We start from the raw sequence: 25,921 nt of genomic DNA, 5'->3' as shown, positions 1-25,921 counted from the left end.
ACCATTGAGGGACGGACCTCGATGGTTTTTTTGTGGGTAATATTGGTAAATGATGCATAAAAAAATAATGACGCAATTATCGTGAAAACGACGCAATCCCTCTCGACCAATTCCCTTTCTGAACTTAAATCAACTCCACAGAAGTCTACGACATTACCAATTTCCTGCTATTTATCAAAATCGTTATCCATTTACACCTGTATGTGCTCATCTTTGTTTTGAAATTCCCCCTTTCGGATACATTATATGAGCACACATCAAACAGATGATTTGTCATTCCCCTGCCAAACATGGGATGATTAATCCATACTAAAATTATCGGAATAAGGAGATGAGGTTATGAACGTAGCAGTTGTAGGAGCAAATGGACAGATCGGGAAGCAAGTGGTCGGATTCTTGAAGAAAGACGGACATACTCCGAGAGCGATCGTGAGAAAAGAAGAGCAGGTACAGTCGTTTGAGCAGGACGGTGTGGAAGCTGCACTGGTTGATTTGGAAGGTACGGTTGATCAAATCTCAAATGGATTGAAGGGAGCCGATGCTGTTGTTTTCACTGCAGGATCAGGAGGCAGCACAGGTTCAGATAAGACCCTGCTCATCGATCTTGACGGAGCGGTGAAAACGATGGAGGCCGCAAAAGAGGCGGGAATCGAACGCTTCATCATCGTGAGTGCCCTCCAGGCTCATCACCGTGAGAACTGGAACGATTCCCTGAAACCGTATTATGTGGCAAAGCATTTCGCAGACCGTGCACTGGAAGACAGCGGACTTACCTATACGATCATCCGTCCGGGTGGATTGCTGAATGAAGAAGGTACGGGTAAGGTATCGGCTGCTGAAAATCTTGAAAGAGGATCGATTCCCCGTGAAGATGTAGCGAAAACGATCGTGGCATCGTTGACAGAAGCAAGCACGTTTAATAAAGGGTTCGATCTTATTTCAGGAAGCACTGGAATAGAAGAAGCTGTTAAAAACGTATAAATAAGAGGAAAGAATGATCATCGTTGGATGGTCATTCTTTTTTTTATGTGAAAACGGGTAGGCCATTATATGGGTATAGATGGTAAAATGGGTTGGCGCATGATTCTAATAGAAAAAGAGGAGGTGGAGATCATCGTCCATATCGATTATTCATTTGGCATCGTGTCGACCGTGATGTCCATTATAGAATGGGTGGTCATCGGCTATCTTGCACTTAGAGTGTATAAAAGACTTTCGGCAAAACCAAAGGTGTGGAAAGTCATCCTCGCCATTTTTGTCGGCTTATTTTCATTTACCATCAACATGGAATGGTTTCATACCTTTGTGAAAATTCCAATCCTGCCACTTGGTGTATGGATCCTATACGCAGTTCTTAATCGAAAAGAGGATCGCTGGGATACTTATCGCCGGTTTGCCTGGATCGGATTCCTGGCCAATTTCATCTTCCTGGCAGGAACCTTACTCACCATCCCGGTCCAATCACTGATCTATCCAGAAAACAATCTATCCACCTACATTTCTGGAACCAAAGAAGCCTCCATCAATGTCATCCATCCAGCCGGAGAGGGACGGACCTTGGATGAGGTGGAGTTGAAGAAGCAACTTTCTGACATGAAACAAGTCGAATTCGATAGTGAAAGGTGGTATCAAGAGATGGACGGCCAGAATTCCAAGAATGAACGCTTTCCTTATCAGTTGGTCGGCACCTCGCCGAAATGGGGAAGCGGGCAGGATTCTGATATCTATATGGAAAATAACGGAAGAGGAATACTTATTTCCACTCCTAAGACTCAGTATTACTTCCGTTTTTCCCAATCGGTACTGGAAGTGGTGGAACGATGAATAAGAGAAAAATCCTTTTCCTCGCGGGTGGACTAATGCTTGTGGGGATACTGATATTCTTCTGGATGTATGTGGGAAAAGCAGATTCTCGCCCCGAAGACAAAAAAATGATATCCAGAATCAATTCTACCCAGGAAAATGTAGAAGCCATTGAAATCCAAGATTTTCTGAAAGTCGATGCCCGTCACGGGGTAGCACCTTTCCGCTCAGATAGAGGAGATTATGGGATTAGTTACTGGGAGTGGAACATAACCGGATGGAAGGTGAAAAGCATCCGGACCGATGGGGAGCCCAGGGTATGGATGGTAGATCGAGGAGATCCATCAAGTTTCCGTATCGTATGGAACATCAACCCTGATCAGGTTTCCATCTTGCAGTATTACTTCTTAAGGGAGAGGGGCTATTCAATGAGTGCAGATCAGCAACATTATGTTCCCAGTATCCTGATGAAGATGGAAGTCTCCACGGAGGGGAAATCATATGGTGTCAAGAAGCTTCCGAGGGAATGGGTTCTTGCGATGAAATTATCTGACGGCAGTAAAGGTACGGGCCTATCCTTTGGGGAAGAGTTTAATTTGGGATTGCACTCCAGATTTGGCTGGCTACCGCTTGACGAAAATGAGGAGGAAGCTGGATTCAGTGATATTTCGAATAACTCCAGCTATTCCCATGGGAACGTACGGGAAGAATTTATGCAACCGCTTAGCAAGAAACAACTGGAACGAGGTCAGTTCTAGTTTATAAAAAAGGGATGATCATCTACCTGGTCATTCCTTTTTTTGTTGAGGAAATTAAGTAAATTTGGAATAATTGGTATCAGAAGACAGGTGATTTTAAATGAACTATTTCGTCAAAATAAATGTGGTCAGCATAATTTATGCCCTGATGATCCTCGTTCCTGTTGAGCTGATGGTGAATGTATACAGGTTGACGAGGCTGACGGGTTGGGAAATGGAATCGGTGATGGATGGCAGTGGCTTCATGATAGTCGCGGTCCTACTGATAGGATCGGTCTTTCTCTACTTTTTAACAGGGAAGTGGATGGAGGGACGGAAGGCATGCTATTGGACAGCGGTGATTTGGTTTCCGTACTTTATGTTGTTTACTAACCTTATCGCAACTTTCTTTCCGACGACATATCGAGGTGATGCTCCTAACCCTGCGACGGGATTGGTGATGATCGGAGCGTTGGTCGCTTATCCTTTTTACGTGTTGGTGTTGAATTTCTTGAGTTTAGATACGGAAGACCATCAAAAGGAGAAGACCAATGTTGAGTAGAAACGTCCTCGGCTTTTCTTTATTCGCTCGGAATGGGGTTATGTGTATGTGAGTTCCTGTTTCGTTTTCTGATCACTTCCAATATCCCGGTAAGCTTTACTCCGGAGGAAGCCGGAATGAGTCAGGCTTCTTTTTTGTGATTGAGTTTATTGGATTATTTTGAAATAATTGGGATGTAAACAAGTTGGCCGAGGGTGAATACCCAAGCAATGTAAGGGTCATTTCACCGGTGAGATCGTTTTATTATCAGCACCAACATAAGAGTAGAAAAAGGAGACCACACTACATGCCATTCCTCACAACCACACCACTTACAGAACGCGAACTCATCAACAAAGCTCTTAATAACGAAGGATTAAAACAACTCTCATGTGATTCCGAGATCACCAGATTAGGAGAAGGTGCCTGGCACTGCGCATATTTAATAGAAGGTGAGCAGCTCGTCCTCCGCATTCCGAAAAGGATTGCCTATGAGAAAGAGGTCGTCTTCAACCGGGCTGAGCTGACGGCGGATTATGCCGGGACGAAGGCGTTCTATCAGCATGCCAACAGGACAGGGAAAGGGATGTGTCCCGAGCATTATAACTACTATGTTTCCGAGGAGTTAACCTACACCATCGAATCCTATGTTGGGAAATCGATCGGTCTTGTTGGCCAGACACCGGAGCAATCGAAACGATATGGAAGGGAAGTCGGGGAGTTCTTCCTCGCCCTTGAAGAACTGGATTCTCCCATACCAGGAATAGGATACATAACCGTCGGGGCCGGGGGAGAGATCAAAGGGCAATACGAAGGGGACCTGAGTGCGTTTATCCTGGAAGAAACTGAAGAGTACCGGGAAGAATGGGAGGCGCTTCTTGAAAGCTCCTATTCTTTTAATAAGGAAAAAGTGAGCAGGACCGGGGAAGAGCTGATTGCCGCCCGTTCCGTTGACCGGGAGAAACGGGTTCTGACGAATCAGGATACGTCCCCTGAGAATATGATTTTTACCAGCAGCGGCGTCAGGATGATTGATCCGTTTCCGATTATCTATACAGGGACGTCCCTTGCGGCAAATTACGTCTTCAATTATCAGACGCTTTTTCATGCCTTGCATAACACAAAGAGGCACGGCAAGAATCAATACCACCTCCTCATCCCGCAATTAAAGGCAAGTGCAAAAGGATTCGTGGAAGGGTATACGAACGGTTCAAAACAAAAATGGAATGACCTGAGGGTAGAAGTGTACTTGAAGCTTGTCACCATGACTCATGAACATGATCAGCTCCTTAAGCAGGAGTGTTTAAGCCGGGAGCAAATGATTCGGTACGGGACGAAGGAGCAGATACAAGAGCGGATGAAGATCTTCTTAAAAGAACTTGAAGAATTTTAATTCGGTACAAGGGGGGGATGGACGTGATCCAAAAAATGGGAGTGATGATCCTCGCCCTCGGTTTGAATTTTTTCATATACCCCCAATCTATAACGGTTGAAAACGGAGAGGTAAGATCATGAAAAAGAGGCTCATTCTGTTAACCTTCTTCTTGGGGCTAGGTTTCTTCTACTATATGAGTATAGGTTTTAAAGTGGACTATGAAGAAATTTCACTGGAAGAAGCACCAAAAAAAATCAGGAAAGACATTTATAAAGACACAAGTGTAACAGGTTTTCGGGTTTTTCAAGAGGGTCACCATACCTATGTTTATTACAAAAGCAATAACAAGAGAAATGATTATATAACCACGAGCCTCTATATGAGGTGGAAAGCCGGGAGCATTGTGGCGATGGCAAGGGTTGACTATGCCGCGAATGACGGGGATATTAGTTATGATCAGCTGATTAAAATGGATTATAGGTCATCAAAAGACATAAAGTACGAAGAGGAAATTATGTCAAAATAAGCACCAGAAGCATATCCAACTCTCCTTTAGTAATAATTCCTGACATGAAACCCGGTATTCCTCATAAACTATCCTGAGGTGAGTAAAATGCCAAGAGTCAAATATACCGATGCGGATGTTGCCTTGATGGCGAGGATGATGAGGGCGGAAGCGGAAGGCGAAGGGAAACAGGGAATGTTGTACGTTGGCAATGTCATCGTGAACCGTGCGAAAGCGGACTGTCTGGATTTTAAGAAGGTGAGGAGCATCCGGCAGGTCATCTTCCAGGTACAGGGGGGAAACTACTCCTTTGAAGCAGTCCAAAAAGGGAATTTATTTTATAATCGTGCAAGATCTGTCGAGAAGAAATTAGCCAAAAAGAACCTGGATTATTGGGCGATGCATCCTGCAAAGTATTCCCTTTGGTATTTCAATCCCTATGCACCGTGTCCCCCGACATGGTACGATCAGCCGTTTGCGGGACAATTCAAAAATCATTGTTACTATGAACCGGCCGCAGGGACGTGTGCAAGTGTGTATACCGGTGGGTGAGGATAAAAAGAACTTCCTGGTTAGAATCGGGTGGTTCTTTTTTTGGTCCTCCTTTATTTGAAACTATTTCCAAATGAGAAGCGTATAGTTAGTAACAAGTGGAAATGAATGGAGGAGATTGAACACTTGAAGACTGTTGGGAAGGCGTTACTCATACCGGCATTATGCTTCATGTTTGTAGGATGCTCCAATAAAGAGCCATTTGATAAGAAGGAACAGGAAACGCATATCACCTTCTCCCAAAAGGAGCAAAACTTCGAAATCATTTATATGTATGATGAAATTAAGGAGTACATAGACACCGTAAGAGAAAAAACAGGAAAAAGCAATGAGACCGTGTTTATTGAAAAGGTGTTTGAACCGTTTAAAAAGGAATCCAATATGGAGGATATCAGCATAAGATATGTTTTTGATCCGTCCTCAGAAGTGGACAAGCTTGGAGAATCCATAAAGGATTTGGAAAAGGACAAAGATCCGACGAGCGGGATCATTAAAGAAGCATTGATGAAATCAGCTAAAGAACTTCCAGGTAAGGATAAGAAAGTTATTGTTTTGCCAGCGAACCCAGAGGATACGTTTACAGTGGAACAAATGGGCGGTGTATCGGGGTTTGCCCTTTCAGAGGATGTCATTGTGCTGCAACTTTCACCATCCGTGCAAGAAGACATTTTGAAGTACACTGTCGCTCATGAATACAACCATCTCATCGCAGAAGAAAGTAATCGGGGAATGATAAGGACCATCCTCGGTGGGGTTGTGCTGGAAGGGAAGGCAGATGCATTTGCCCATACCATCTATCCAAAAATTGAGGCCCCTTGGCAAGAACCAATGACAACGGAGGAAAGGGAAAAGGTAGTAGCGGAGATTACTGAACTTCGATACTCCGATGATATGAAGTCCTACGAAAAGTTAAGAGCAGGAAACTCTTCTAAAGGCATCCCCCAATGGGCCAACTACAAAATCGGATATGAAATCGTCCAAAGCTACAGGCAGAATCATCCTGAAATCTCGATTGAGAGATGGACCAGCATGCACGAAGCTGAAATCATAGCAGGAAGCGACTTTGAGAAAATCACGGCCTATGAATGAGACAATCTCAGCCCCTAGTCTGATGTAAAATTTTCCATTTATCTATACCATGATAATAGAGTAATAGGAGGGGATTAATGTGAATCAAGTACGTGACAAACAGTGGAATCTGGGTAGTGTACGACCTGGAAGCCAACCGGTTAAAGAGCAAATTCAGGAGATTCTTCTACATATCGAGGAAGCGCAATCTGCATTGGGGCATGGGATGAATCCCGATGAAGCGGTCGACATCACGAAACGGGTGCAGGACCTTTATACAGAGGCATTTCACATGGATGAGTATATCATCTGTCTCCAGTCGATAAATGTCCTGGATGTGGAAGCGCAGGATCTAAACGCCAGGAGCACTCATCTGCAGGCAAAAATAGACACCTTGCTCCTCACATATAGTCAGCGTCTTGCCCATATGCCGGAGGAAGACTGGAAAGCTTTCATCGGACGCAGTGAAGTGGCAGGCAGTGAGCGATTCTTGAAGGAACAAAGACGAAAGGTGAAGGACCAGCTTGATCCGGAGATGGAAAAGCTGATTCATGCCCTTTCCGTTGACGGGTTTGACGGTTGGGAGGATCACTATGATCAGGAATACGCCCGACTGAAAGTGCCGGTAACGGATAATGGGAAGACGGAATACATTTCTTTTGATATGGCCTATATTCGCGGAATGCTTTCAAATGATCGTGAGACGAGGATGGAAATGGGGGAAGCCATCTCGAAGGTTTGCCGTGAGAATGAAGACCGGTTTGCGTCGATCTTCAACCATTTTGCCGGCTTCCGAAATGAACTTTACCGGTTGAGAGGATGGACGAATCCCCTGAAGGAAATGTTTGGACAAAACCGGATCAGTGAAAGGTCCGTGAACACCATGATGGAGACGCTCCATCAGCATAAATCCCTGCTCCATCGTTTTTTTGAACGAAAAGCCAAACTGATTCAAATGGAAAAACTGAGCTGGTATGACATCTATGCCCCGACCTTCACGTCCAAAGCGACCTTGACGTATGAGGAAGCGGCAGACATCGTGATCGGGCAGTTCCGTCGCTTCAGTGAGAACCTCGGCCAATTTGCCCAAACGGCTTTTGAAGCAGGATGGATTGACGCGGAGCCAGGAGATTCCAAACAGCACGGTGCATTCTGTGCCTCATTCCCGAATGCGAAGGAAAGCCGAGTGATGCTCTCTTTTACGGGCAACTACAACGACGTCGTCACCATCGCTCATGAACTGGGGCATGCCTATCACAATTCCCAGCTTCATGAACAGCCTGGTTTCTCCCACAAGGTGGGTACGGGACTAGCTGAAACAGCGTCGACGTTCGCGGAAAATCTCGTTCTGGATGCGGCGATTGATATGGCGGAGACAGAAGAGGACCGTCTATCTCTATTAGAAATGAAAATCACCAACGGACTGAAATACACCACATTCATCCCGGCCAAGTTCGAGTTCGAAGCGGCCTTTTACAAAAAACGACTGAACGGGAAGCTTTCAGCAGGAGACATTGTTCAATTGATGGAAGAAACAGAAAGGGACTGGTTTCAGGACTCCGTGGATGAAGTGTTTGCCCATAACTGGATGACCATCCCCCACTTCTTCAATACGGAGAAAGCCTTTTACAATCTGCCGTATACGATCGGCTATTTATTCAGCAACGGGGTCTATTCACTCTATCAGGAAGACAAAGAAACATTCCCTGAACGGTATGACCAGCTGCTTACACAATCGGGGAACCATTCCATGGAAGAACTGAGCATCGAGTTCCTGCAGGAAGAATTAGGGACGGACTTCTGGGAAGCGGCTGTACGCCCGTTGAAGGACGCAATTGAGCTGTATGTAGAAGAGACGGAAAAGTATATTTGAGTTTGAGGGCAATCTCTGTGATAGGAGGTTGCTTTTTTTGCTTACCTTTTTATGAAAAATGATTGAGTTCACCCTTCTGATTTGAAATAATTGGTAAGAAGCTTATGATGGAGGTTTACAAGAATGAATGCATACGGCACAGAATTATTTAAGGGAGCAGCACCCTATTATTCAAAATACAGACCCATCTATCCTTCTACTTTAATCAGATTCCTAGTTGAAGAGTTCTCATTAGACGGAGAACAGAACCTCCTGGATCTGGGTTGCGGGACAGGACATCTGACCATTCGATTTTCAGATTGGTGCAAAAGAGTCGTCGGAATCGATATGGAGACGGAAATGATTGAAGAAGCGGAACGGCTGCACCGTGAAATGAGGATAGGAGAGATTCAGTGGTTCAATGGCACGTTGGATGAATACAACCATTCCCATCACTATCATCTCGTGACAATCGCAAAAGCCTTTCACTGGATGGATCGGGCAAAGGTGTTGGATGAATTATTTGACATCGTGTCTCCGGGGGGAGGGGTAGCGATCATAGACAACTACGAGCCCCATAAGACATTGCAACCATGGCAAGAAAGGTTTAATGAACTGACCCTAAAATGGTATGGAAACGAGCGGAAAGCCGGGAACTCCACCTACACCCATCCCGTCATCCCTCACGAAGACATGATTTCTCAATCTAAGTTCAACCTTGAAGTGCACACGCTACCTACATACGAGATCACCTGGACCATTGAGTCGCTCCTAGGGAACCTTTACTCCACTTCATTTGGTTCGAAACGTTTCCTAGGGTCGGATGTACCGTTATTTGAACGTGAAGTGAGAGAGAAGATGCTTGAGATGAGTGAATCAGGAGTGTTTAAAGAGGAGTCGAGGTTGTCGGTGAAGATTGGGAGGAAAGATTGATCATTTCCTCATTTACAAAGTAAAAGAAGAATTGACTGATTTAAGAGGAGACTACTATGAAACAAACAACTGAAAAATTAATAAACATAACGGATTATATCGAGCAAATAATGAATGACCAGCAAGGAGTCGGTGCGAGCGTTGCCATCGTGAAAGGTTCTGACATCATCTATTCCAGAGGGTTTGGCAGTTCACGTATTCACCCTGTAAACAAACAGATGGATGGAGATACATTGATGAGCATTCAAAGTATTTCAAAGAATTTCATGGCACTTTCGATCATGCAGCTTGTCGAAAAGAACTTCCTATCTTTGGATGATACGGTTGTTCAATTTCTGCCATATTTCAGAACAAAGAATAAAGAGCAAAGTGATGCGATCACGATACGCCATCTATTATCACATACCGCAGGCTTCCCGGCAGATTTGGGGATTGCCAATATGACTGCTCCGAATGTAAGAGACATATTTTCAGAGACTCCTACTGAATTTCAGGAGGCACTCGACTACTACAATCTAACGGAAAAAGAGATTGAAAGTGTTAACAACAGAGAAGATGTAACGAAATGGTTTCAAAAAGTAGAGTTGGAATATCCAGTAGGGAAGGGATGGAATTATTGCACCGATGCGTATGTCATCCTGGCCGATTTGTTCGAAAAGGTGACAGGAGTAAAGTGGGAAACCCATCTCGAAGAAGAAATACTTTCCCCTCTGAATATGAATCGCACCACAAGTGACTCAAATACTGTTGAAGATGACCCTAACAGTGCAAAATATTATATGGGTAAGGACCAAACGGAAACCCCTTTTCCAAAGAATTCACTTTCTGCACCAATCGGCTATCTGTACTCAACAGCCAATGATTTAGGCAAGTATTTAGCCTTTCATCTGACCGGACACCCGACTGTCTTACGGACTGATCTAATGAAAGACATGCAAAACCCGATTCACCTTGTGAGCGAAGAATGGCGGTTTGGAAGTGAAGTAAGAAGTTACGGACTAGCATGGTTTACAGACAACTATAAAGGCTTCAATGTTGTTGAACATGGAGGCGGCCAAATGGCAGTAAGATCCCTCATGACGATGGTGCCTGAACTCAACCTGGGGATAGTGGTCCTTCTCAATTTTGATGGGACTGCCCATCATGATATTTGTGATAAGATCATGGATGTTTTTATGGATGCTTAGCACATGATTATTTTAGGGGCACCCGTGTGCTCATCCTTTTTCGATAATTAAATAAGTTTTATAGGAGCATCAATATGCAAAAACACAGCATCAATCCATTCAACTATTATTCTATTAAACCGGATAAACAAAACGATTCAAATAAAGTCATTATCATCTACCACGGCTGGGGAGGCAGTGCTCTCGGATACAGGGACCTGGCGGAAGAACTTGCGGGAGAAGGATTTAACGTAGTCGTTCCAGAAATCATCTATCACGATACACGACAGACGCTGGCAGACCATTTTGAGTCAAAAACCGTGCAGTCTTATTTCTGGGAAACGATCATGACGACGATTGATGAATTTCATGAATTTGTGAAGGCATTAGGAATAGATAAGGAGAAAGTATTCCTTGTCGGCAGTTCCATGGGCGGGTGTATCGCCAATGGGATTTTCGCCCGGGAGCCAAAGCTGAGTGGATTGGTGAACATGAACGGGTCTGGCTCATTTGTTTTGTCAGAAAAGCTTTTTAGGGAAAGAGACGGTCGTGATGACATACCTGATCGGTTGAAAAAACGTTTAATGGATTACGATCCTGTCGAAAGAAAGGCCGGTCTTTCTCCGGTTCTTCTCATGCACGGCGACTGTGATGAAATCATGCCGATTGAGGGACAAATGGATTATGACCGTTATTTGAAAGAGAATAGAAGACATGTAGATTTCCGTGTGTATGAGGGTGTGAATCATCAGATTACATCGGACATGATCGGGGATTTGATAGGTTGGTTGAATATATGGACAAAATGGGAATGGAAAAAAGGATGAGAACGATGGAACAAAAAACCCCAGAAGGACTATTCCAAATAGACTGTGGAGACATTTACCTCCAGGAATTCTCCATTGAAGATGCCAATCATATACACAGAATCTCCAACCAACCCGAAATAGCCCACTACCTGCCTGACTGGAAATCAACAGTAGAGCAAAGGGGCGAGTGGTTGACCCATTATGAAATTCCGGCAAATAAATCCTTTCTTGAAGCGGCTGCCAATACAGGGAATGTAGGGGATCATGTTTTGAAAATGGGGGTATTTCGAAAGGATACAAAGGAGTTGATCGGGTGGTGCTGTACAGGGATAAAGGAAGAGCTGCCTGCACCGAATCGGGAAATCATGTATGCCATTTCAATTGAACACCAGGGAAACGGCTATGCAACCAAGGCATCTATTGGGTTGATTGAATATTTGTTCACTCAGACCAACGTTGACCTCCTGAACGCCGTAGCCCTCATAGACAATGATTCATCTATAAAAGTCATAGAGAAGTGTGGGTTTACTTATCAAGGACAGATGAAGATTGATGGAGAACCGTATCTTCATTATCGATTGAACAAATCGGAATACGAAAGGAGTGCAAAGCGATGAGCGATAAATGGCTGGAATGGGCGAGGCGGATACAGGCATTATCTCAATCAGGTCTGGCCTTTTCCAAGAACGTTTACGATAAGGAAAGATATGAGGAATTAAGGGCGATCAGTACGGAAATCATGCAGGAATATACCGGCTTGGAGATGACGAAGATAAAGGATTTATTCGCGAACGAATCAGGCTATCAGACTCCGAAAGTCGACGTGAGGGGTGTCGTCTTCAAAGACGATAAAATACTGATGGTCAAAGAAAAAATCGATGACAAATGGTCGTTACCTGGCGGGTTCTGTGACATCGGCCTGTCTCCTAGTGAAAACGTTGTGAATGAAATTAAGGAAGAATCTGGCTATGATGTCACCCCTGTGAAATTACTTGCATTGCTCGACTTGAACAAACATCCCCATCCCCCGCAGTCACACCATTACTACAAAATCTTCATCCAATGCAGGATGACCGGTGGAGAATCCAGAAGTGGCGTCGAAACGAAGGGGATCGGATTTTTTGAAGAAGACGATTTGCCGGAGCTTTCCGTTGGAAGAAATACAGAATCACAGATTAAGATGATGTTTGAGTTTTTGAGGGATGGTGGGAAGGAAGCGGTGTATGATTGATTTCTATCAAAGACGGGAGAGTATATGAATAAAAAAACACCAATCGTGATTGCTGTAGCAGCAGTTTCAGGAGGCGGGAAAACGACAATAGCAACTGGTTTGAAAACAAAGTTGGATCAAAGTGAAGTTCTTTCTTTTGATGCGTATGACTTTGAGGGTCCAGATGACATGATAGAGTGGATTGAGAATGGTTGTACTCCTGATGAGTGGGATTTAACACCGTTGATTCGAGATATTAAAAAGTTACTGGATGAACCTCTGGACTACATCATACTAGATTTTCCATTTGCCTATTTACATAACGAAACCAGGGAATTCATTGATTATGCAGTGTTTATTGAGACTCCTTTGGATATTGCCTTGGCCCGTAGAATAATAAGGGATTTTCAAAATCGTTCTTCCAAAGAGATTCTTGTGGATTTGGAAAACTACATGCTACGAGGGAAATCGGGCTACATTAGTATGTTGAATTCAGTAAAGCCAAGTTCTGATTTGATCGTTGATGGGACTCTTCCTAAATCCGTGATTGTAAATAATATTATTGCGAATATAAAAACATAGAAAAGCTGCCAGAGAAAAGAGGCTCAGAAGTTGGAGAAAAGCAATAGCAGTATCAAATTTATCTTCTTTGACGCTGGTGGTGTCCTTTTTGATACATTTCAAAAGGGAGATGACCGGATAAGGAACTTGCTGACGGCAAGAGGATATCAAATAGAAGCAATAAATAAGGCGATCAGAAAAGCAAAAGAGCAGAAGTTATCGTTTATCACCAATTGGGAGGAAGAAGAGCAATACTACAAACGTTTTTATGGGGCTATTGCTGAAGAACTTGGAGAAGATGAACTTACCAATGAATTATTATTTTTCGCTCATTATGCTGCTCAGTGTGAGCTATTTCCAGAAGTGAAAGAAGTCTTAGATTTACTAAGTAAGAACTATAGATTAGGAGTCATCTCAAATGCTATGCCAAGTATGGATTGGATTTTTGACAAGTTAAACATAAGAAAATATTTTGATGGAATTATTTTATCTGCTTTTGTGAATGCGGAAAAACCAGACGAAACCATCTATCATACTGCATTAAATAAACTGGGAGCAACTGTGAATGAAAGTATTTTTATAGATGACATCATAAAGAATGTTCAAGGAGCTGAACAAGTCGGAATAAAGGGTGTACATTTAAATAGAGCAGAGACAAATTTATTAGAAGTATTGATAGAGGAGAATATTTTATAGGATTCCGTTTGTAACTGTTTTTGTAAGGAGATACAGAGTTATTAGGTGAGTAGGGGGCTGACAGATGGCACGCTGTATCCATTGTAAAGCGAACTTGTCTTGGTTTTTTATTTTCAAGAGATTAATGATTATCAAAAGACCTGATTTTGAATGCCCATCATGCTGTCATAATTTATATTTCACATCCCGTTCCAAGAAGATCCTGTTTGGTATGACCATGCTGATACCCGCGTTATTTGTGCTTGCGTTCATGCTTGGCTACATGGCTCTGTTCATGGTGTGGGTCATGGGGTATATACTAGTGTTGCCATGGTTCGTGACCGTAACCGATAATGACGAACCATTATTCTAAACGATGGAGGTTGATCAAATGAGACGGATGCCGTTCGAACGACCAACGGAATATTATGATGAAAAACTGTTACCAATCGATGAGAAACTATGCTCATTGCTACAACAAAGAAAACAAGTATCCCATAACAATCCTGGTTATCCAAAACTCGAAGAAATTGCAAAATGGGCCGAAAAGTATGATCTGTATGAGGACCTTTTAAGATCTATCTTTGGTGTGTTGGAGAATGACGAGGCTTTCAAGCCACAAATTGAACCTGAGGATTTTCAAACATACATAAAGATCCTCCAATCGGCTGAACAGGATGATTGTCTGTATACCGTCCCGTTTATGAAACAATACGCGAATGCCAGTGTGGTCCACCTGAACATCGATAGGGAGTATGATGAAAGTCAGGAGCGGGAAAGGTTTCACCGAAACAGCTTCTGGCACTTGGAGATAGGGGACAGATATGATTGCCGGGTAACGGGTGGAGGCGGATCCCAGGAACATACGAGTTTTGACTTTATTGTCACTCCCAGGTTACCTGAAGACCTATCCGGGATGACCTTAACATTCAAAGAATATGGGACTCCTTTTAAAAAGAAGCCGACGGGACTTGAAGTAACGTTCAATCTTTAAGAAGACGAATGCAGGGAGGTTTTACTATTTGGTGGATGCAAAGTATCTTTAAATACTCGTGGAAAGTGATCGGGTTAAATCTAATTTTCACTTTCATATTGGCGAATGGATTTATAATAGGCTTTGACAGTTGGGGCGATGGACAATTTCAGTTCAGTGATATAGGGGCGCCTTTGTGTTTCTTAATTTCTATTATTCTATTAATGATTATAAGAAAGTTATCGATACGGGAATTTAATGAGCAGTATCCCGATGTTTCAGAGGAAAAGTAGGAGAGTGGAACGGATCATGAAACGGATTCCAGTTTGCCGATACGGAGCTGGTGAAGAGGTTTTAACGAAGGAGTTTTCACATAAATGATGAAAAAAGTACTCGGGATAGTATTGATGTTTGGTTGGATCACTTTATTTTTTTACTATTTTAATATGATCATGCCAAAAAATATATTTTACTGGTTAATAGCGCTGCCGGCAGTTTATTTTTCGTCGGCATTCGTTTTGAGGAAGTGTGGAATTGAAATATGAGGATTCGACTGCAGTATGGAAGTGAACACTCATAAAAGACCCTTATGGTATAGAACTTTCACTTAGCTGACCTCTATGAGCTTTAGATCCATCGACCATATTAATTTCACTTCATTCTCTACCAACGAATCACGGTATCCATGTTGATCAATCGTCTCTAAAATAAAGCCCTTGCCGGAGTAAAATGTACAAGCAGGAGTATTCACATTTTGGGTTTCCACCATCAGTGTTTGGTAGTCTCGTTCTTTTGACCAATGTAAGACCGCTTCAAGCAATTTACCACCAATGCCTTTGCCCCTGGCATCTGGCTGCACGCGCAAGTCCCATAAGGTCGCGGCGCCTTCCATTTCTGGAGCCACCGCAGCAGCCCCAATGTACTTGCCGTTTTCAATAGCCAGGAACAATCCCCATTCGTCTAAGTCAAACTGCTTTGTCCAACAGAGTGGATGACAATCCGGTAAGAGATCATAGTCCTTCACATATGATCTGCATGGTTTTTCAACCAGCCGAAGCCCTCCAAACCCGTTGTGGATGGGACATACGTGTAGCTCAGTAGTCACTTGGTACGCAATGGAAACAGTTGCGTACTGGGGAAGTTTTGAACGGTCAATTTGTTGAATGTGCATAGTATCCTCCAAATCTGATCGTCCTCCTATCTCAACCCAAACATCCCTTTCCCATCCTCCATATTGATCGGTAATGAAGAATGTTCGTGAATGATCAGCCACGTGTCCTTTACTTTTTCCAAGCAGAATGTAAAGCGGTTCGTCATCTGGCGAAGTTTCTCCACAGATGATTCTTTGTGGGCTGCGAATGTCACGGCACAGTGGGCAAATGCAAGATTGGCATTTTCCTCAATCACCACATCTTGAAAGTCGACTTTCAGTACTTCTCCATCATCCTTTAATCCGATGAACCACTCCGTCACATTCTCTTGCCATGAAGCAAGTCCGATACACTCCCATTTCCCCCAGCAGTCATAGATATGGACGGCGGGATCATAAATGGAGAGGAAGCTTTCAATATCTCTTTTGTGAATCGCATCCTTGTATTGTTCGAGTACGTCCTGAACGTTCATTTTCTCATCTCCTTTGATCGCATCTTTAACTATTTCAAGACACTAAGGTGATTTCCCTTCTTTGATTTTTCGGAAATAGGTTGTCATCACTCTAAACTTTGTATTAACATAATAATAAATTGGATTTGTTTTCCATTATGGTCAGGGGGGATTGAATGGGGCGTAAATTGACTCGTTTTTTGATTGTTTTAGTAGCCATTACGTTGAGCGTCATCTGGATTTGCCATATTCCAGCGCTTATGTTTAAAGACATTCCGCCACCGGCTGATCAACCTTTTGATATGGAAACAAAAGAATTAGGTTTTTTCCCTGGAAACTACTTCATTGAATTAAAGAAGACGTTTAATGAGCTGGTTCATTTTAAGGAGATCAGCTATGTTGCACAGGGGACCAACGTCGAGAGAACGATTTTTCCATATATACTGGAATCCTATGCCTATTCACTTATTCCCCTTTTTGTTTCACTCTTCATTGCGTTAGTATTCGCTGTTATTTTTACGACGGCAACGTTTTATTTACCCCAAAAGATGCAGGAAACAGTGAAAACCATCCTTACGGTTCTAGAGGCGCTGCCCGATGTATTCGTGATTTTCTCCTTGCAGCTGGGGGCCATTTGGGTATTTAAACATACGAATCTACTTGTGACAGAGCCCTATTCACTATCCGGACAAAAGATCTATTTTCTGCCGATACTCACGCTATCATTGATTCCCATGATTTATATCTATAAAAATACGATCTTGATGTATGAGAATGAACTCGGGAAACCCTATGTCGAGCTTGGGGTGGCAAAGGGGATGGGGAAGTTGTACATCTTGATCCGACATGTTTTCCCGAACGTGCTTTATTCATTTTTTTATAACTTGAAATATATGTATCTACTGCTTCTATCCAATATGATCATCCTCGAATACATGTATAACATCTACGGCATTTTACAATTCATGACGAATCATCCGAGCTACGAAATCATATCGGCCGGCTTGATCTTACTCACACTCCCTTTGTCGATCGTCTTTTTCTTGATTCAATCATTTCTGCCGAAAGGAGTGATGCTCTATGATCAGAAGGCTATGTAAGGATGGAAGCCTTATAGCGGGTCTAGTGTTGATGGTCCTCCTGTTAGGGACAAGTTATGTGAATAGTCAATTCTTTAAAGAGGATATAGGCGACATTTCCAAAGAGGATTACTATAACAAAAAGCCACTCCCTCCTACATGGGAACATCCTTTTGGCACTTCGACCGGAGGGATCGATATGTTTGATGCGACTTTAGGGCAAACCATGACGACTCTGAAATTTGCCCTGGTTGTCACATGTGGGAGAATGCTTATTTCCCTCGTGTTGGGACTTCTATACGGACTCCTTTATCGAAGGTTGAAATGGTTGGATGTTTTCATAAAGGGGTTTCATTTTGTCCCGACTACGCTTCTCGCCTTTCTACTACTCTACAGTATGAGATTAATGGACTTTAATCTTTTTATGGGAAATCCCGACTTCAGATGGACCATGACCATGTGGATATTAATCGGAGTGGGCATCCCTTCATTATCCCAGCTGATCGGAAAAGAAACTTTTCTGGCTATGCAGCAGGAATTCATCCAGGGTGCCCGGGTGCTGGGAGGAAGACATCTTCACATTCTTGTAAAACATGTCCTTCCGAGTGTGAGAGGGAAGTTCCTGTTGGTGATCAGCGGCCAACTGATTACTGTATTAACTCTCATGATGCACGTGTCGATCCTTGGTTTTTATATCCCCGGGTGGACGTCATTCATCGGGAGCAACTACTATGAGTTGATGCTGTCACCATGGATTGTTTTCTTTCCGGTCCTGATGTTAACCCTTCTGATCGTCTCACTGACCCTGTTGACAAACGGGGTCCGTACCCTTTTCGATGGAGATTATATGAGGAGAAGGTCATCTTTTCTTTCGGGTGATCGTGGTGTCCGGAATCATGCGGCTAAAAATATTTCTTACTAACATATTCTGAACAATCGGTTGTGATATAAAGGAGTGAGAAGCTATGACAACACAATTGAGTGATGATCTGAGGGGGATCGACCAACGTTTTAAAAAGGAAATCGAGCCCTATCGATCGGATTTGTGGAAGTATTGCTACAAGTTAACTCGATCGCCTTGGGATGCAGAGGATCTGGTACAGGATACACTGTTCAAGTCTCTGGCCATGCTTGCCAAGATGCATCGGCCTGTAAAGATGAAATCGTATTTATTTAAGATTGCGTCCAATCTGTGGATTGATCGTTATAGACGAACTCCTTATACTGTCCAGTCTTTGGAGGAAGAGATTCAGCCTGACCGCAAGTCAACTTTCGACTTTGAGATAATGGATCATCTAGAGTTTCTTATGCAGCATTTGACTCCCCATCAATATGTCTCACTCCTGCTCGCAGAGGCTTTCCGGTTCAAGGCGAGTGAGATTGCAGGCATGATTTCGACGACGGAAGGGGCTGTGTATACCAACCTGACAAGGGCAAGATCAGTCTTCAGAAAAGCAAAAGGAAAGCAAACGGCATCGACACCCGTCCTTAATCTGGTTTCCAATGCGACTCTTGACACGTTATTGAGGGGGTTCAGAAATAAGGATCCCGAGTTGATTGTTTCAGTCCTGAATGAAAATGTCACAGTCAATATCGTTCATGCCGGGATTGAAATGGGCAGGGATGAAACGAAGGGGAATTCCCTCAACGATTGGAAGGAAGTCGTCGATACGCAGCATCAAATTGTTGCCGAATATAGAATGCTCTGGGGCAAGCAGGTCGTCGTCGAGATGGAGAGGAAGCTTGACGGAGATCTGTACCTCAATAATCTTCATATAATCGAAACGGTGGGATTCGAGGTCACTAAGTGGACTTTCTATTGTTTTTCCTGGGATTTGATGAAGCGGGCAGCTGAAGAGATGCAGGTGAAATTGAACGCCACCTGTTTTTATCATGTTTTTTAAATTTCCCTGTAAGGTTTTGAACGTTTTCTGCGTTGTTATGTATGAAGACAATCAAAGGGTATGGGAGAGGGAAATCAATGAAAAGTCCAATTTTAAATCAAATGAATACGGTGTTTATTCATGTCAGCAATCTGAAGGAATCTGTCCGATGGTACTCCGAGTTACTGGGTCAGGCGTATGATCTCGGTCAGGTGGAAGATCCCGTCTACAACCTGGCCATCAATCATTTCACGGGATTGACCCTGGATGCAGGGCCGGAGGGTATGACGAAAGAGGCAGGTCAGAGTCCACATCCTCTTTTTAATTTCCACACTGATAACATTGAAGAAGCTTATTCGTTTGTAGAACAGCTGAATTATGAAATCGTCTCTGACATCACAAGATTCGATGATTTTTCCTTCTTCGTCATCCAGGATCCCGATGGAAATCGAGTGATGATCTGTACGGGATAATGAAACAGGAATGCCCAAGATAGAGGGCATTCCTGTTTTTATATTTTCAAATGAAGAACATGCTGTGGTCCTTTAGGTCCTACATATACTTCGTCTTCATCAGTGAACCCGGTTTTCAAGTAGAGGCTGATGGCTGCCCCGTTCCGTTTGTTTACTCCGAGGACCACTTCGTCCGTATCCGGAAGGTGCTCCCGAATGAAGTTTGGAAGCTGGATGAGTCCCTTTTTCGCCACGCCTTGTCCCTGATGTCTTGCATCGATAGAAAAAGAGGTTAAGAGTCTGGCTTTAGGATTAGTCGAATATTTACGAAGCTTTTCCCCTTTCTCCAAAGCAAAATAACCGACAGGTGTGTCATCACTTAGGATCACTATGTGACGGGTGTCTTTAGAGATGGCGGGATTATGGATTTTATCAAGTGGCAGGCTCGTGAATTGAAGCTGGTCATCCGGCAGGTGGAAGTCCTTAAGCCGATGTTCATAGGTTTCGTTGTATAAGGCTAAAGTGATTGGCACGATGATTCCTCCGTTTAGTAGTATAAGGGAATTATAATCTATTTAGAAAATTGGGACAAATAATGATTGGAAGATAGTAGAAAATAAGGTAAAATAAGAACATACGTTTGATTAGGGGGATATTAGAGATGAATGCAATTCAATTAATCATACTCAATTTGGAAGAAGTGAGACGGAGAAGCGTAAAGCTGTGGTCAGGCATTCCAAAGGACTTTTTACATTGGAAACCAGATGGTGAGGCGATGTCTTGCATCGAGATGGTTCGTCATGTGTTGGAAGGTGAACATTATTATCACTTGGCATTAATCAATGGAGGGAGTTTAAGTGAGTACGAATCACCCTTTGCAGGTAAGCCGTACATTTCAGTGGAAAATGAGTTGGAGTTTGCCGAGCCCTTCAGAAAAAGTTTTCTGGAATATGTTTCGGATTTGAACGAAGAATCTTTATCTGCTGATAAGATTGATCGTTCCGATGTAGGATACGTGAGGGTAATGGGCGATATGTTGATGAGAATCGCATATCACGAATCCGTTCACGCCGGTCAGTTATTGGATTATTTACGAACAGGCGGGATTACGAGGGCGAATCTCTGGGATTAGGGGGAGAATGGAATATGATTCATACGGAATATAAGGCGGTTTGGAATCTCGACAGCATCTTCAATGGGGGAAGCGCATCACCTGATTTAGAAGACCATATGAATCAGACGAAAGTAAGGATTTCCGCGCTGGAAGAGCTCATGCAGAAAGTGACGCCAAAGCCTGATCAACTGAGAAATGTTCTTGATCGGCTCACGGAAATTAAGGTTTCGATATCACAAATGAGGTCATTTGCTATTTGTCTGCTTTCGGTGGATCCGGATGACCAGGTTGCCCAATTTTATAGAGGGGAAGCAACGGCCCTTCAATCAAGACATGATTCTATCAGGAGTGACTTGAAGAGAGAGTTAGCTTCTATAGAGGAAATGGAATGGGGACTTCTGCTTGCTTCAGAGAATCTCAAGGAGTATCGCTTTATCCTGGAAGAGTGGCGTGAAGAAGCGGAACGTGAGCCTACACGTGAAGTGGCGAATCTTATGCCAGACGGTTACCATGCCTGGGGACAATTCTATCAATCATTCATGAGCAGCATAAAGGTACGGTTCAGGGGAGAAGAGCTTTCGGTTGGACAGGCGATCAATCTCCGGACCCATGCCGATGAATCGGTTAGAAAAGAATCTCATGAAGCGCTGGTGGCAAAATGGAACGAACACGCGGGACAGTTCGCCCAGATCTTGAATCATCTGATAGGCTTCAGGTTGAATATGTATGACAGCATGGGGGTGGAGGATGTCACCCAAGTACCTCTCGCTCAAAACCGGATGAAGCCGGAAACACTGAATGCGATGCTTTCCGTAATGAAAAAGTATAAAGAGCCATTTGCCGAATATCTGAATGTGAAGGCAGAGATGAATGGTGATCTCAAAATGAAGTCCTATCACTTCTGGTCCCCGATGAATCATGATCATCAAGGAATGGAATACGCTGATGCTGCTCAGTTGATCGAAGAGCGATTCCGCGCGTTCGGGAACGAAATGGGGCGGTTTGCCGAGAATGCATTCCGTGAAGGGTGGGTCGAAGCGGAAAACCGACCTGGTAAGTCGGCGGTTCCCCTTTGTGCAGGATTTCCGTTGACGGGGGAATCAAGGGTCTTCATGACGTTCCCGGGTACATTTAAAGGAGTCCTGACCCTTGTACATGAACTGGGCCATGCCTTTCACAACCATGCGATGAAAAATGAAAACGGGATGAACAATTCGTACCCCATGAATTTGGCAGAAACAGCGTCAACCTTTGCAGAGATGATCATCCTGGAAGCAGCTATGGAAAAGGCGGATACCGACGAAGAGAAGCTGTTCCTCCTTGATGAGAAACTGAAGAGAAGTGTGATGAACTTCATGAATCTGCACGCCAGATTCATCTTTGAAATGAATGTTCACGAAGAGCGGAGAAAAGGGTTCATCCCGGCATCACGCCTGAACGAGCTCATGGAGTCTGCCATGGAAGAAGGATATGCAGGTGCCCTTGATGAGGTCCCGGTTCATTCGTGGATATGGACGCCCCATTTCTATAAAACAGAATCACCTTTTTATAACTTTCCGTACACCTTTGGGTATTTACTGGCTCTCCACCTTTTTGCACGTGCAAAGGAAAAAGGAAAAGGATTTGAGGAACAATACATGGACCTCCTGCGGGATTCAGGACGTATGTCGGCAGAAGATCTCGTCATGAAGCACTTGGGGGAAGACATTACGAAGGAAGATTTCTGGGAAAAAGGGATGGAATTGTGTGTGAAGGATAGTGAGGAGTTTATCAGACTGGCTTGTTCCCGATGAAAAAGCTTCAATTCCTCATTGCACTTCCGTCGATTTTGTTATTAAGTGTGGCACTATTTTTTCACTTCGATTTCCTCTTTTATTTATCGTTGGTCGGCGTATTCCTGGCTATGATGATCAAGCAATTCAGGAGGCGTGGACAGATGTATGAAATGAGGCATCCGGACGGTGTGGGTGAAGACAATACTGAGATCGATATCAGCGGAGAAGATTAATACTTAAGAGAGGGAGTCATCTATGGACAACATTTTACATAACATAGCAGATCGCTTGAAGAAGCAGGAAGGAAAAATGGTTATCGGCATCTCAGGTCACGGTGCTTCGGGTAAAACGACATTTGCGAAGAAACTGCTGGCGCTGCTTGGAGAAGCAAATTATATCAACACCGATCCTTATATCGTGAGTTCGGCTGTCAGAAAACATTCCTTCATAGAATATGAATATAAGAACGAAAAGCATCAGTCCAAAATGACCGCATGTCATCCCGATGCCCATCATCTATTCGCCCTTGATCGGGACGTCCGGATGGTGAGGGAGGGAATGAATTTTTACACGTTGGACGTACCTTATGAACCAAGTCGGCTCATTTCATCCGAAAACAACCTGACAATTGTAGAAGGGATGTCCGTCGCGTTCAGTAAACAGGATTTATATGATTTGAAAATCTACTTCTACACAGATGGAGAGACAGAGCTCATAAGAAGGGGCATCCGCGACGTGAACGAAAGAGGGATGGAAGTGGAGTATTTACGGAAAACCCATGACGAGCGCAGGGTTCAATATGAAGTCTTCATGCATCCGAAGAGTGAGAATTTTGATGTGGTTGTGAGGAATTCGGATGAGGGGTATTGGGTGGAGAAAGGTACAGAGTGAATCTGGAAAGACACGAATTCTGGATGAATGAGCCTCATATAATGGAAATAATGATTGAGTGTTTTGGTTTATTTTGACATAATTGGTAGTGGGGGAAGTGACCTCAAACCGTGGAATGGAGGGAATGGATGAAAAGACCTTTAGGTGTATCTATCATAGGATATTTCTATATTTTTGGAGCGGTGGTTCTGTTATTCACGGCCATTTTTTATCAGGCTGGTTCGGACGCCATCAGCATTTCGGAACGTTTTGGTGTATCGATCCTGCCTGAACGGATGATGAGAATAGTATTGGCACTGTTTTCTCTATTGATGGTATATGGGTACATGAGATTGAAAAGATGGGGATTTTGGTTGTTCGTCTCGTACTCAGTGCTGTTTGCTTTAATTAGTTCAGTATTAGTGACAAATCAACCTGAGCAACCCTTTCTAGGTAATCTTGTTTTTTCGGTCATTGTCTTAATTTATACGATTTATGTGAAAGGTGCATTTTTCACGACGGCTGAAAAGGGTCAGCCTATTTAAGTAAGGGGAGATTCATAAAGGCGCCAACATTCTCATTTGGTCCATGAATAAAGGTTTTTGGGTATCCGGGGTTTATCGTGATAGGTAAGCTCCTATTTTTATGGAGGGGGAAAAATAATGACACAACAAACATACACACCGCCAAAACATATCGTTTCAGCGGCTACGATCGTCATGAATGAAAACCAGGAAATCCTATTAATTAAAGGACCTAGGCGTGGTTGGGAAATGCCCGGTGGTCAAGTGGAAGAAGGGGAGTCGTTAAAAGACGCAGCGATCAGGGAGACGAAAGAGGAGTCGGGTATTGAAGTTGAAATCGTAGCGTTTTGTGGGGTATTTCAAAATGTGAAGAGGTCCATCTGCAATACCCTATTTCTAGCTAAGCCCGTTGGGGGAGTGCCGACTACTTCTCCTGAAAGTCTGGAGGTTGGATTTTTTTCGATTGAAGAGGCACTCAAAATGGTGACGCATTCGAATTTCAGAGAGCGGATCGAGCTCTGTTTGAATGAGGAAAAGCATCCGTTTTTTGTGGAATTTTAGAAAACATCGAATATTACCTGAAGTAAGGAGAACGTAAAGTGAGTTCAGTAGAAAAATTACCTAGGTTGACTCAGATGAAACGCTTTCTTGACCAGACAAAGGTAGATGTGACAATAGATAGAGAAAAGCTCTTCATGGAAACGTTCCAGCTTCAAAAAGAGGAGCTTAATACCAGAATGTTTCTCGGAATGTTTGATCTTTATTCAAATGTGGATTCTTTACAGCAGCAATTAGATAGAATAAGTCTATGTGATTATGAGTCTTATATTCAATCCGAATTGACAAGATTACAAGCAACATATCCGTCAGAAAAACCGATTCAATTTGAGTTGTTGATCTTAGATCAGCATGATGAATTTGTGAAAGAGAAGCTTGGAGGAATATCTGCCTATACAGAATGGAACGGCCAAATGTGCTTTATCGTGGCAGCCGATGAAGGTGTAAGAGACACATTGAAGTCGGTGATTTTTCACGAGTACCATCATCACTGGAGAATGAGTAAACACAATATGACCGAAGGAAATGAGACCTTGCTGGACCGATTAGTTTTAGAAGGATTGGCTGAGCACTTTGTAAGAATTGAATTGGGTGATGCTTTCCTGGGCCCTTATAAAAGTGTTCTCTCAGAAAAAGAAGCACAACAACTGTGGGAGACAACGTTTAGGCATCACATCCATGATAAAGGGAAGAGAACAGATTCTTACATGTTTGGGAATAAAGAATTGCAACTCCCTTTTTGGGGTGGATATTCTATAGGCTATTACCTGGTTGAATGGTATATGAATGAAAACAGTGAATGTACGATGGAGGAGCTTACCGAGCTGCCTTCAAAATCGTTCTTACTAAAGAGGTGACAAAATGAAGAAAGACAACTTGAAATCCAACCTCTTGGACAGGTTAGCTGTCTTATTTTGACTGAAAATTGAAACTTCTCCCTATCTCAAACGTAAGTATGAATAATACAAGGGGGAATCGTAATGAAAAAATTTATCACACGAACGTCAATCGTGACGGCCGTGATCCTCGCCGTTGCCATTTGGATTGGAAGCCTTCTGTTCTCATTTTCCTTTGGAGAATGGAGCTTTTTCATCGGTCTCGGATTAACAGTTGGGCTTTTCTTTTTCAACAGCAGTGGCGGTGCATTATCTAAAAATGCCACACTCGGAGCAAGTCAGGCAGGGTGGAAGATTCAGAAGGATAATGAGCTGAAATCCAATGTAGGTTCAGTGTTTTATGGTGTCCTTTTATTTACAATGATCAGTTTTGTAGTGATGATGGTGACCTATTTGTAACGAAAGTCT

General features: G+C 43.3%; 33 protein-coding genes. 30 read left to right on the top strand and 3 right to left on the bottom strand.

Annotated features, from left to right (window positions below):
- Nucleotides 1-339: 339 nt before the first annotated feature.
- The 18 genes from NQ095_RS13180 (at nt 340) to NQ095_RS13095 (ending at nt 14,781) form a co-directional block, all read left to right on the top strand.
- On the top strand, nt 340-981 hold the full coding sequence (locus tag NQ095_RS13180) for an SDR family oxidoreductase (protein ID WP_258263931.1): 642 nt from the start codon (nt 340-342) through the stop codon (nt 979-981).
- A 69-nt stretch (nt 982-1,050) separates the two neighbouring features.
- A complete protein-coding gene (locus NQ095_RS13175; protein WP_258263930.1) occupies nt 1,051-1,824 on the top strand; it encodes a hypothetical protein in 774 nt (257 codons plus the stop codon).
- Nucleotides 1,821-2,561, top strand: a complete 741-nt coding sequence (locus NQ095_RS13170; RefSeq protein ID WP_258263929.1) for a hypothetical protein — start codon at nt 1,821-1,823, stop codon at nt 2,559-2,561. The genes NQ095_RS13175 and NQ095_RS13170 overlap by 4 nt, the downstream gene beginning before the upstream one ends.
- Nucleotides 2,562-2,661: 100 nt before the next feature.
- Nucleotides 2,662-3,102 (top strand): hypothetical protein, encoded by a 441-nt coding sequence (locus NQ095_RS13165; protein ID WP_258263928.1) that lies wholly within the window; start codon nt 2,662-2,664, stop codon nt 3,100-3,102.
- A gap of 286 nt (nt 3,103-3,388) precedes the next feature.
- On the top strand, nt 3,389-4,474 hold the full coding sequence (locus tag NQ095_RS13160) for a hypothetical protein (protein ID WP_258263927.1): 1,086 nt from the start codon (nt 3,389-3,391) through the stop codon (nt 4,472-4,474).
- A 118-nt stretch (nt 4,475-4,592) separates the two neighbouring features.
- A complete protein-coding gene (locus NQ095_RS13155; protein WP_258263926.1) occupies nt 4,593-4,982 on the top strand; it encodes a hypothetical protein in 390 nt (129 codons plus the stop codon).
- 87 nt (nt 4,983-5,069) lie between these two features.
- On the top strand, nt 5,070-5,513 hold the full coding sequence (locus NQ095_RS13150) for a cell wall hydrolase (RefSeq protein ID WP_258263925.1): 444 nt from the start codon (nt 5,070-5,072) through the stop codon (nt 5,511-5,513).
- 126 nt (nt 5,514-5,639) lie between these two features.
- Nucleotides 5,640-6,602, top strand: coding sequence for a DUF2268 domain-containing putative Zn-dependent protease (locus tag NQ095_RS13145; protein ID WP_258263924.1), 963 nt, complete (start codon nt 5,640-5,642; stop codon nt 6,600-6,602).
- 79 nt (nt 6,603-6,681) lie between these two features.
- A complete protein-coding gene (locus NQ095_RS13140) occupies nt 6,682-8,454 on the top strand; it encodes a M3 family oligoendopeptidase (protein WP_258263923.1) in 1,773 nt (590 codons plus the stop codon).
- Nucleotides 8,455-8,577: 123 nt separating this feature from the next.
- The gene (locus NQ095_RS13135; RefSeq protein WP_258263922.1) at nt 8,578-9,366 is read left to right on the top strand and encodes a class I SAM-dependent methyltransferase; all 789 of its coding nucleotides are present in this window, start codon (nt 8,578-8,580) and stop codon (nt 9,364-9,366) included.
- 56 nt (nt 9,367-9,422) lie between these two features.
- Complete coding sequence (locus tag NQ095_RS13130) at nt 9,423-10,553, top strand: serine hydrolase domain-containing protein (RefSeq protein WP_258263921.1); 1,131 nt, start codon at nt 9,423-9,425, stop codon at nt 10,551-10,553.
- 74 nt (nt 10,554-10,627) lie between these two features.
- Nucleotides 10,628-11,359 (top strand): alpha/beta fold hydrolase, encoded by a 732-nt coding sequence (locus NQ095_RS13125; protein ID WP_258263920.1) that lies wholly within the window; start codon nt 10,628-10,630, stop codon nt 11,357-11,359.
- 5 nt (nt 11,360-11,364) lie between these two features.
- Nucleotides 11,365-11,958, top strand: coding sequence for a GNAT family N-acetyltransferase (locus NQ095_RS13120; protein ID WP_258263919.1), 594 nt, complete (start codon nt 11,365-11,367; stop codon nt 11,956-11,958).
- Complete coding sequence (locus tag NQ095_RS13115; RefSeq protein ID WP_258263918.1) at nt 11,955-12,572, top strand: NUDIX hydrolase; 618 nt, start codon at nt 11,955-11,957, stop codon at nt 12,570-12,572. Before NQ095_RS13120 ends, NQ095_RS13115 begins: the two co-directional genes overlap by 4 nt.
- A gap of 24 nt (nt 12,573-12,596) precedes the next feature.
- Complete coding sequence (locus tag NQ095_RS13110) at nt 12,597-13,133, top strand: nucleoside/nucleotide kinase family protein (RefSeq protein WP_258263917.1); 537 nt, start codon at nt 12,597-12,599, stop codon at nt 13,131-13,133.
- Nucleotides 13,134-13,163: 30 nt separating this feature from the next.
- Nucleotides 13,164-13,808: an HAD family hydrolase gene (locus NQ095_RS13105; RefSeq protein WP_258263916.1), complete on the top strand. Its 645-nt coding sequence runs from the start codon at nt 13,164-13,166 to the stop codon at nt 13,806-13,808.
- Nucleotides 13,809-13,872: 64 nt separating this feature from the next.
- Nucleotides 13,873-14,160 (top strand): TIGR04104 family putative zinc finger protein, encoded by a 288-nt coding sequence (locus NQ095_RS13100; protein WP_258263915.1) that lies wholly within the window; start codon nt 13,873-13,875, stop codon nt 14,158-14,160.
- Nucleotides 14,161-14,178: 18 nt separating this feature from the next.
- The gene (locus tag NQ095_RS13095) at nt 14,179-14,781 is read left to right on the top strand and encodes a hypothetical protein (RefSeq protein ID WP_258263914.1); all 603 of its coding nucleotides are present in this window, start codon (nt 14,179-14,181) and stop codon (nt 14,779-14,781) included.
- 586 nt (nt 14,782-15,367) lie between these two features.
- Here NQ095_RS13095 and NQ095_RS13090 read toward each other — a convergent pair.
- Both NQ095_RS13090 and NQ095_RS13085 read right to left on the bottom strand, forming a co-directional pair.
- Nucleotides 15,368-16,033, bottom strand: coding sequence for a GNAT family N-acetyltransferase (locus NQ095_RS13090; RefSeq protein ID WP_258263913.1), 666 nt, complete (start codon nt 16,031-16,033; stop codon nt 15,368-15,370).
- Nucleotides 15,958-16,383: a YybH family protein gene (locus NQ095_RS13085; protein ID WP_258263912.1), complete on the bottom strand. Its 426-nt coding sequence runs from the start codon at nt 16,381-16,383 to the stop codon at nt 15,958-15,960. Before NQ095_RS13085 ends, NQ095_RS13090 begins: the two co-directional genes overlap by 76 nt.
- A 155-nt stretch (nt 16,384-16,538) precedes the next feature.
- On the opposite strand from NQ095_RS13085, the gene NQ095_RS13080 reads away from it, so the two are divergent.
- From NQ095_RS13080 to NQ095_RS13065, 4 genes are all read left to right on the top strand, one after another.
- On the top strand, nt 16,539-17,462 hold the full coding sequence (locus tag NQ095_RS13080) for an ABC transporter permease subunit (protein WP_258263911.1): 924 nt from the start codon (nt 16,539-16,541) through the stop codon (nt 17,460-17,462).
- Nucleotides 17,443-18,363 carry an ABC transporter permease subunit gene (locus NQ095_RS13075; RefSeq protein WP_258263910.1) on the top strand — a complete coding sequence of 307 codons (921 nt, stop codon included), beginning with the start codon at nt 17,443-17,445 and terminating at the stop codon, nt 18,361-18,363. The genes NQ095_RS13080 and NQ095_RS13075 overlap by 20 nt, the downstream gene beginning before the upstream one ends.
- A gap of 43 nt (nt 18,364-18,406) precedes the next feature.
- Nucleotides 18,407-19,345: an RNA polymerase sigma factor gene (locus NQ095_RS13070; protein WP_258263909.1), complete on the top strand. Its 939-nt coding sequence runs from the start codon at nt 18,407-18,409 to the stop codon at nt 19,343-19,345.
- Nucleotides 19,346-19,422: 77 nt separating this feature from the next.
- Complete coding sequence (locus NQ095_RS13065) at nt 19,423-19,797, top strand: VOC family protein (RefSeq protein WP_258263908.1); 375 nt, start codon at nt 19,423-19,425, stop codon at nt 19,795-19,797.
- 38 nt (nt 19,798-19,835) lie between these two features.
- On the opposite strand, the gene NQ095_RS13060 is transcribed toward NQ095_RS13065, so the two are convergent.
- Nucleotides 19,836-20,309, bottom strand: a complete 474-nt coding sequence (locus NQ095_RS13060) for a GNAT family N-acetyltransferase (protein WP_258263907.1) — start codon at nt 20,307-20,309, stop codon at nt 19,836-19,838.
- Nucleotides 20,310-20,437: 128 nt separating this feature from the next.
- Here NQ095_RS13060 and NQ095_RS13055 point away from each other — a divergent pair, with 128 nt between their 5' ends.
- The 8 genes from NQ095_RS13055 to NQ095_RS13020 all read left to right on the top strand — a co-directional run bounded on the left by NQ095_RS13055 (nt 20,438) and on the right by NQ095_RS13020 (nt 25,912).
- Nucleotides 20,438-20,908, top strand: coding sequence for a DinB family protein (locus NQ095_RS13055; RefSeq protein ID WP_258263906.1), 471 nt, complete (start codon nt 20,438-20,440; stop codon nt 20,906-20,908).
- Between the two features lie 14 nt (nt 20,909-20,922).
- Nucleotides 20,923-22,683: a M3 family oligoendopeptidase gene (locus NQ095_RS13050; protein WP_258263905.1), complete on the top strand. Its 1,761-nt coding sequence runs from the start codon at nt 20,923-20,925 to the stop codon at nt 22,681-22,683.
- Nucleotides 22,680-22,898 (top strand): hypothetical protein, encoded by a 219-nt coding sequence (locus NQ095_RS13045; RefSeq protein WP_258263904.1) that lies wholly within the window; start codon nt 22,680-22,682, stop codon nt 22,896-22,898. The genes NQ095_RS13050 and NQ095_RS13045 overlap by 4 nt, the downstream gene beginning before the upstream one ends.
- Nucleotides 22,899-22,920: 22 nt before the next feature.
- A complete protein-coding gene (locus tag NQ095_RS13040; RefSeq protein WP_258263903.1) occupies nt 22,921-23,556 on the top strand; it encodes a uridine kinase family protein in 636 nt (211 codons plus the stop codon).
- A gap of 128 nt (nt 23,557-23,684) precedes the next feature.
- Nucleotides 23,685-24,080, top strand: a complete 396-nt coding sequence (locus tag NQ095_RS13035; protein ID WP_258263902.1) for a hypothetical protein — start codon at nt 23,685-23,687, stop codon at nt 24,078-24,080.
- A 117-nt stretch (nt 24,081-24,197) separates the two neighbouring features.
- Complete coding sequence (locus NQ095_RS13030) at nt 24,198-24,620, top strand: NUDIX hydrolase (RefSeq protein WP_258263901.1); 423 nt, start codon at nt 24,198-24,200, stop codon at nt 24,618-24,620.
- A 38-nt stretch (nt 24,621-24,658) separates the two neighbouring features.
- The gene (locus NQ095_RS13025; protein ID WP_258263900.1) at nt 24,659-25,474 is read left to right on the top strand and encodes a DUF2268 domain-containing protein; all 816 of its coding nucleotides are present in this window, start codon (nt 24,659-24,661) and stop codon (nt 25,472-25,474) included.
- Between the two features lie 123 nt (nt 25,475-25,597).
- Nucleotides 25,598-25,912, top strand: a complete 315-nt coding sequence (locus tag NQ095_RS13020) for a hypothetical protein (RefSeq protein ID WP_258263899.1) — start codon at nt 25,598-25,600, stop codon at nt 25,910-25,912.
- The last annotated feature ends 9 nt before the right edge of the window (nt 25,913-25,921 follow it).

Source organism: Rossellomorea sp. SC111 (genome assembly GCF_024733565.1).
In the GTDB taxonomy this organism is placed as follows: domain Bacteria; phylum Bacillota; class Bacilli; order Bacillales; family Bacillaceae_B; genus Rossellomorea.
This window is presented reverse-complemented; position numbering and strand designations above follow the sequence as displayed.

Excerpts from the sequence above, each read along its gene's own strand:
- NQ095_RS13180 (WP_258263931.1), top strand. The coding sequence starts at position 340 with ATGAACGTAGCAGTTGTAGGAGCAAATGGACAGATCGGGAAGCAAGTG.
- NQ095_RS13175 (WP_258263930.1), top strand. The coding sequence starts at position 1,051 with ATGGGTATAGATGGTAAAATGGGTTGGCGCATGATTCTAATAGAAAAA.
- NQ095_RS13170 (WP_258263929.1), top strand. The coding sequence starts at position 1,821 with ATGAATAAGAGAAAAATCCTTTTCCTCGCGGGTGGACTAATGCTTGTG.
- NQ095_RS13165 (WP_258263928.1), top strand. The coding sequence starts at position 2,662 with ATGAACTATTTCGTCAAAATAAATGTGGTCAGCATAATTTATGCCCTG.
- NQ095_RS13160 (WP_258263927.1), top strand. The coding sequence starts at position 3,389 with ATGCCATTCCTCACAACCACACCACTTACAGAACGCGAACTCATCAAC.
- NQ095_RS13155 (WP_258263926.1), top strand. The coding sequence starts at position 4,593 with ATGAAAAAGAGGCTCATTCTGTTAACCTTCTTCTTGGGGCTAGGTTTC.
- NQ095_RS13150 (WP_258263925.1), top strand. The coding sequence starts at position 5,070 with ATGCCAAGAGTCAAATATACCGATGCGGATGTTGCCTTGATGGCGAGG.
- NQ095_RS13135 (WP_258263922.1), top strand. The coding sequence starts at position 8,578 with ATGAATGCATACGGCACAGAATTATTTAAGGGAGCAGCACCCTATTAT.
- NQ095_RS13130 (WP_258263921.1), top strand. The coding sequence starts at position 9,423 with ATGAAACAAACAACTGAAAAATTAATAAACATAACGGATTATATCGAG.
- NQ095_RS13125 (WP_258263920.1), top strand. The coding sequence starts at position 10,628 with ATGCAAAAACACAGCATCAATCCATTCAACTATTATTCTATTAAACCG.
- NQ095_RS13120 (WP_258263919.1), top strand. The coding sequence starts at position 11,365 with ATGGAACAAAAAACCCCAGAAGGACTATTCCAAATAGACTGTGGAGAC.
- NQ095_RS13115 (WP_258263918.1), top strand. The coding sequence starts at position 11,955 with ATGAGCGATAAATGGCTGGAATGGGCGAGGCGGATACAGGCATTATCT.
- NQ095_RS13110 (WP_258263917.1), top strand. The coding sequence starts at position 12,597 with ATGAATAAAAAAACACCAATCGTGATTGCTGTAGCAGCAGTTTCAGGA.
- NQ095_RS13100 (WP_258263915.1), top strand. The coding sequence starts at position 13,873 with ATGGCACGCTGTATCCATTGTAAAGCGAACTTGTCTTGGTTTTTTATT.
- NQ095_RS13095 (WP_258263914.1), top strand. The coding sequence starts at position 14,179 with ATGAGACGGATGCCGTTCGAACGACCAACGGAATATTATGATGAAAAA.
- NQ095_RS13085 (WP_258263912.1), bottom strand. The coding sequence starts at position 16,383 with ATGAACGTTCAGGACGTACTCGAACAATACAAGGATGCGATTCACAAA.
- NQ095_RS13080 (WP_258263911.1), top strand. The coding sequence starts at position 16,539 with ATGGGGCGTAAATTGACTCGTTTTTTGATTGTTTTAGTAGCCATTACG.
- NQ095_RS13075 (WP_258263910.1), top strand. The coding sequence starts at position 17,443 with ATGATCAGAAGGCTATGTAAGGATGGAAGCCTTATAGCGGGTCTAGTG.
- NQ095_RS13070 (WP_258263909.1), top strand. The coding sequence starts at position 18,407 with ATGACAACACAATTGAGTGATGATCTGAGGGGGATCGACCAACGTTTT.
- NQ095_RS13065 (WP_258263908.1), top strand. The coding sequence starts at position 19,423 with ATGAAAAGTCCAATTTTAAATCAAATGAATACGGTGTTTATTCATGTC.
- NQ095_RS13055 (WP_258263906.1), top strand. The coding sequence starts at position 20,438 with ATGAATGCAATTCAATTAATCATACTCAATTTGGAAGAAGTGAGACGG.
- NQ095_RS13050 (WP_258263905.1), top strand. The coding sequence starts at position 20,923 with ATGATTCATACGGAATATAAGGCGGTTTGGAATCTCGACAGCATCTTC.
- NQ095_RS13045 (WP_258263904.1), top strand. The coding sequence starts at position 22,680 with ATGAAAAAGCTTCAATTCCTCATTGCACTTCCGTCGATTTTGTTATTA.
- NQ095_RS13040 (WP_258263903.1), top strand. The coding sequence starts at position 22,921 with ATGGACAACATTTTACATAACATAGCAGATCGCTTGAAGAAGCAGGAA.
- NQ095_RS13035 (WP_258263902.1), top strand. The coding sequence starts at position 23,685 with ATGAAAAGACCTTTAGGTGTATCTATCATAGGATATTTCTATATTTTT.
- NQ095_RS13030 (WP_258263901.1), top strand. The coding sequence starts at position 24,198 with ATGACACAACAAACATACACACCGCCAAAACATATCGTTTCAGCGGCT.
- NQ095_RS13020 (WP_258263899.1), top strand. The coding sequence starts at position 25,598 with ATGAAAAAATTTATCACACGAACGTCAATCGTGACGGCCGTGATCCTC.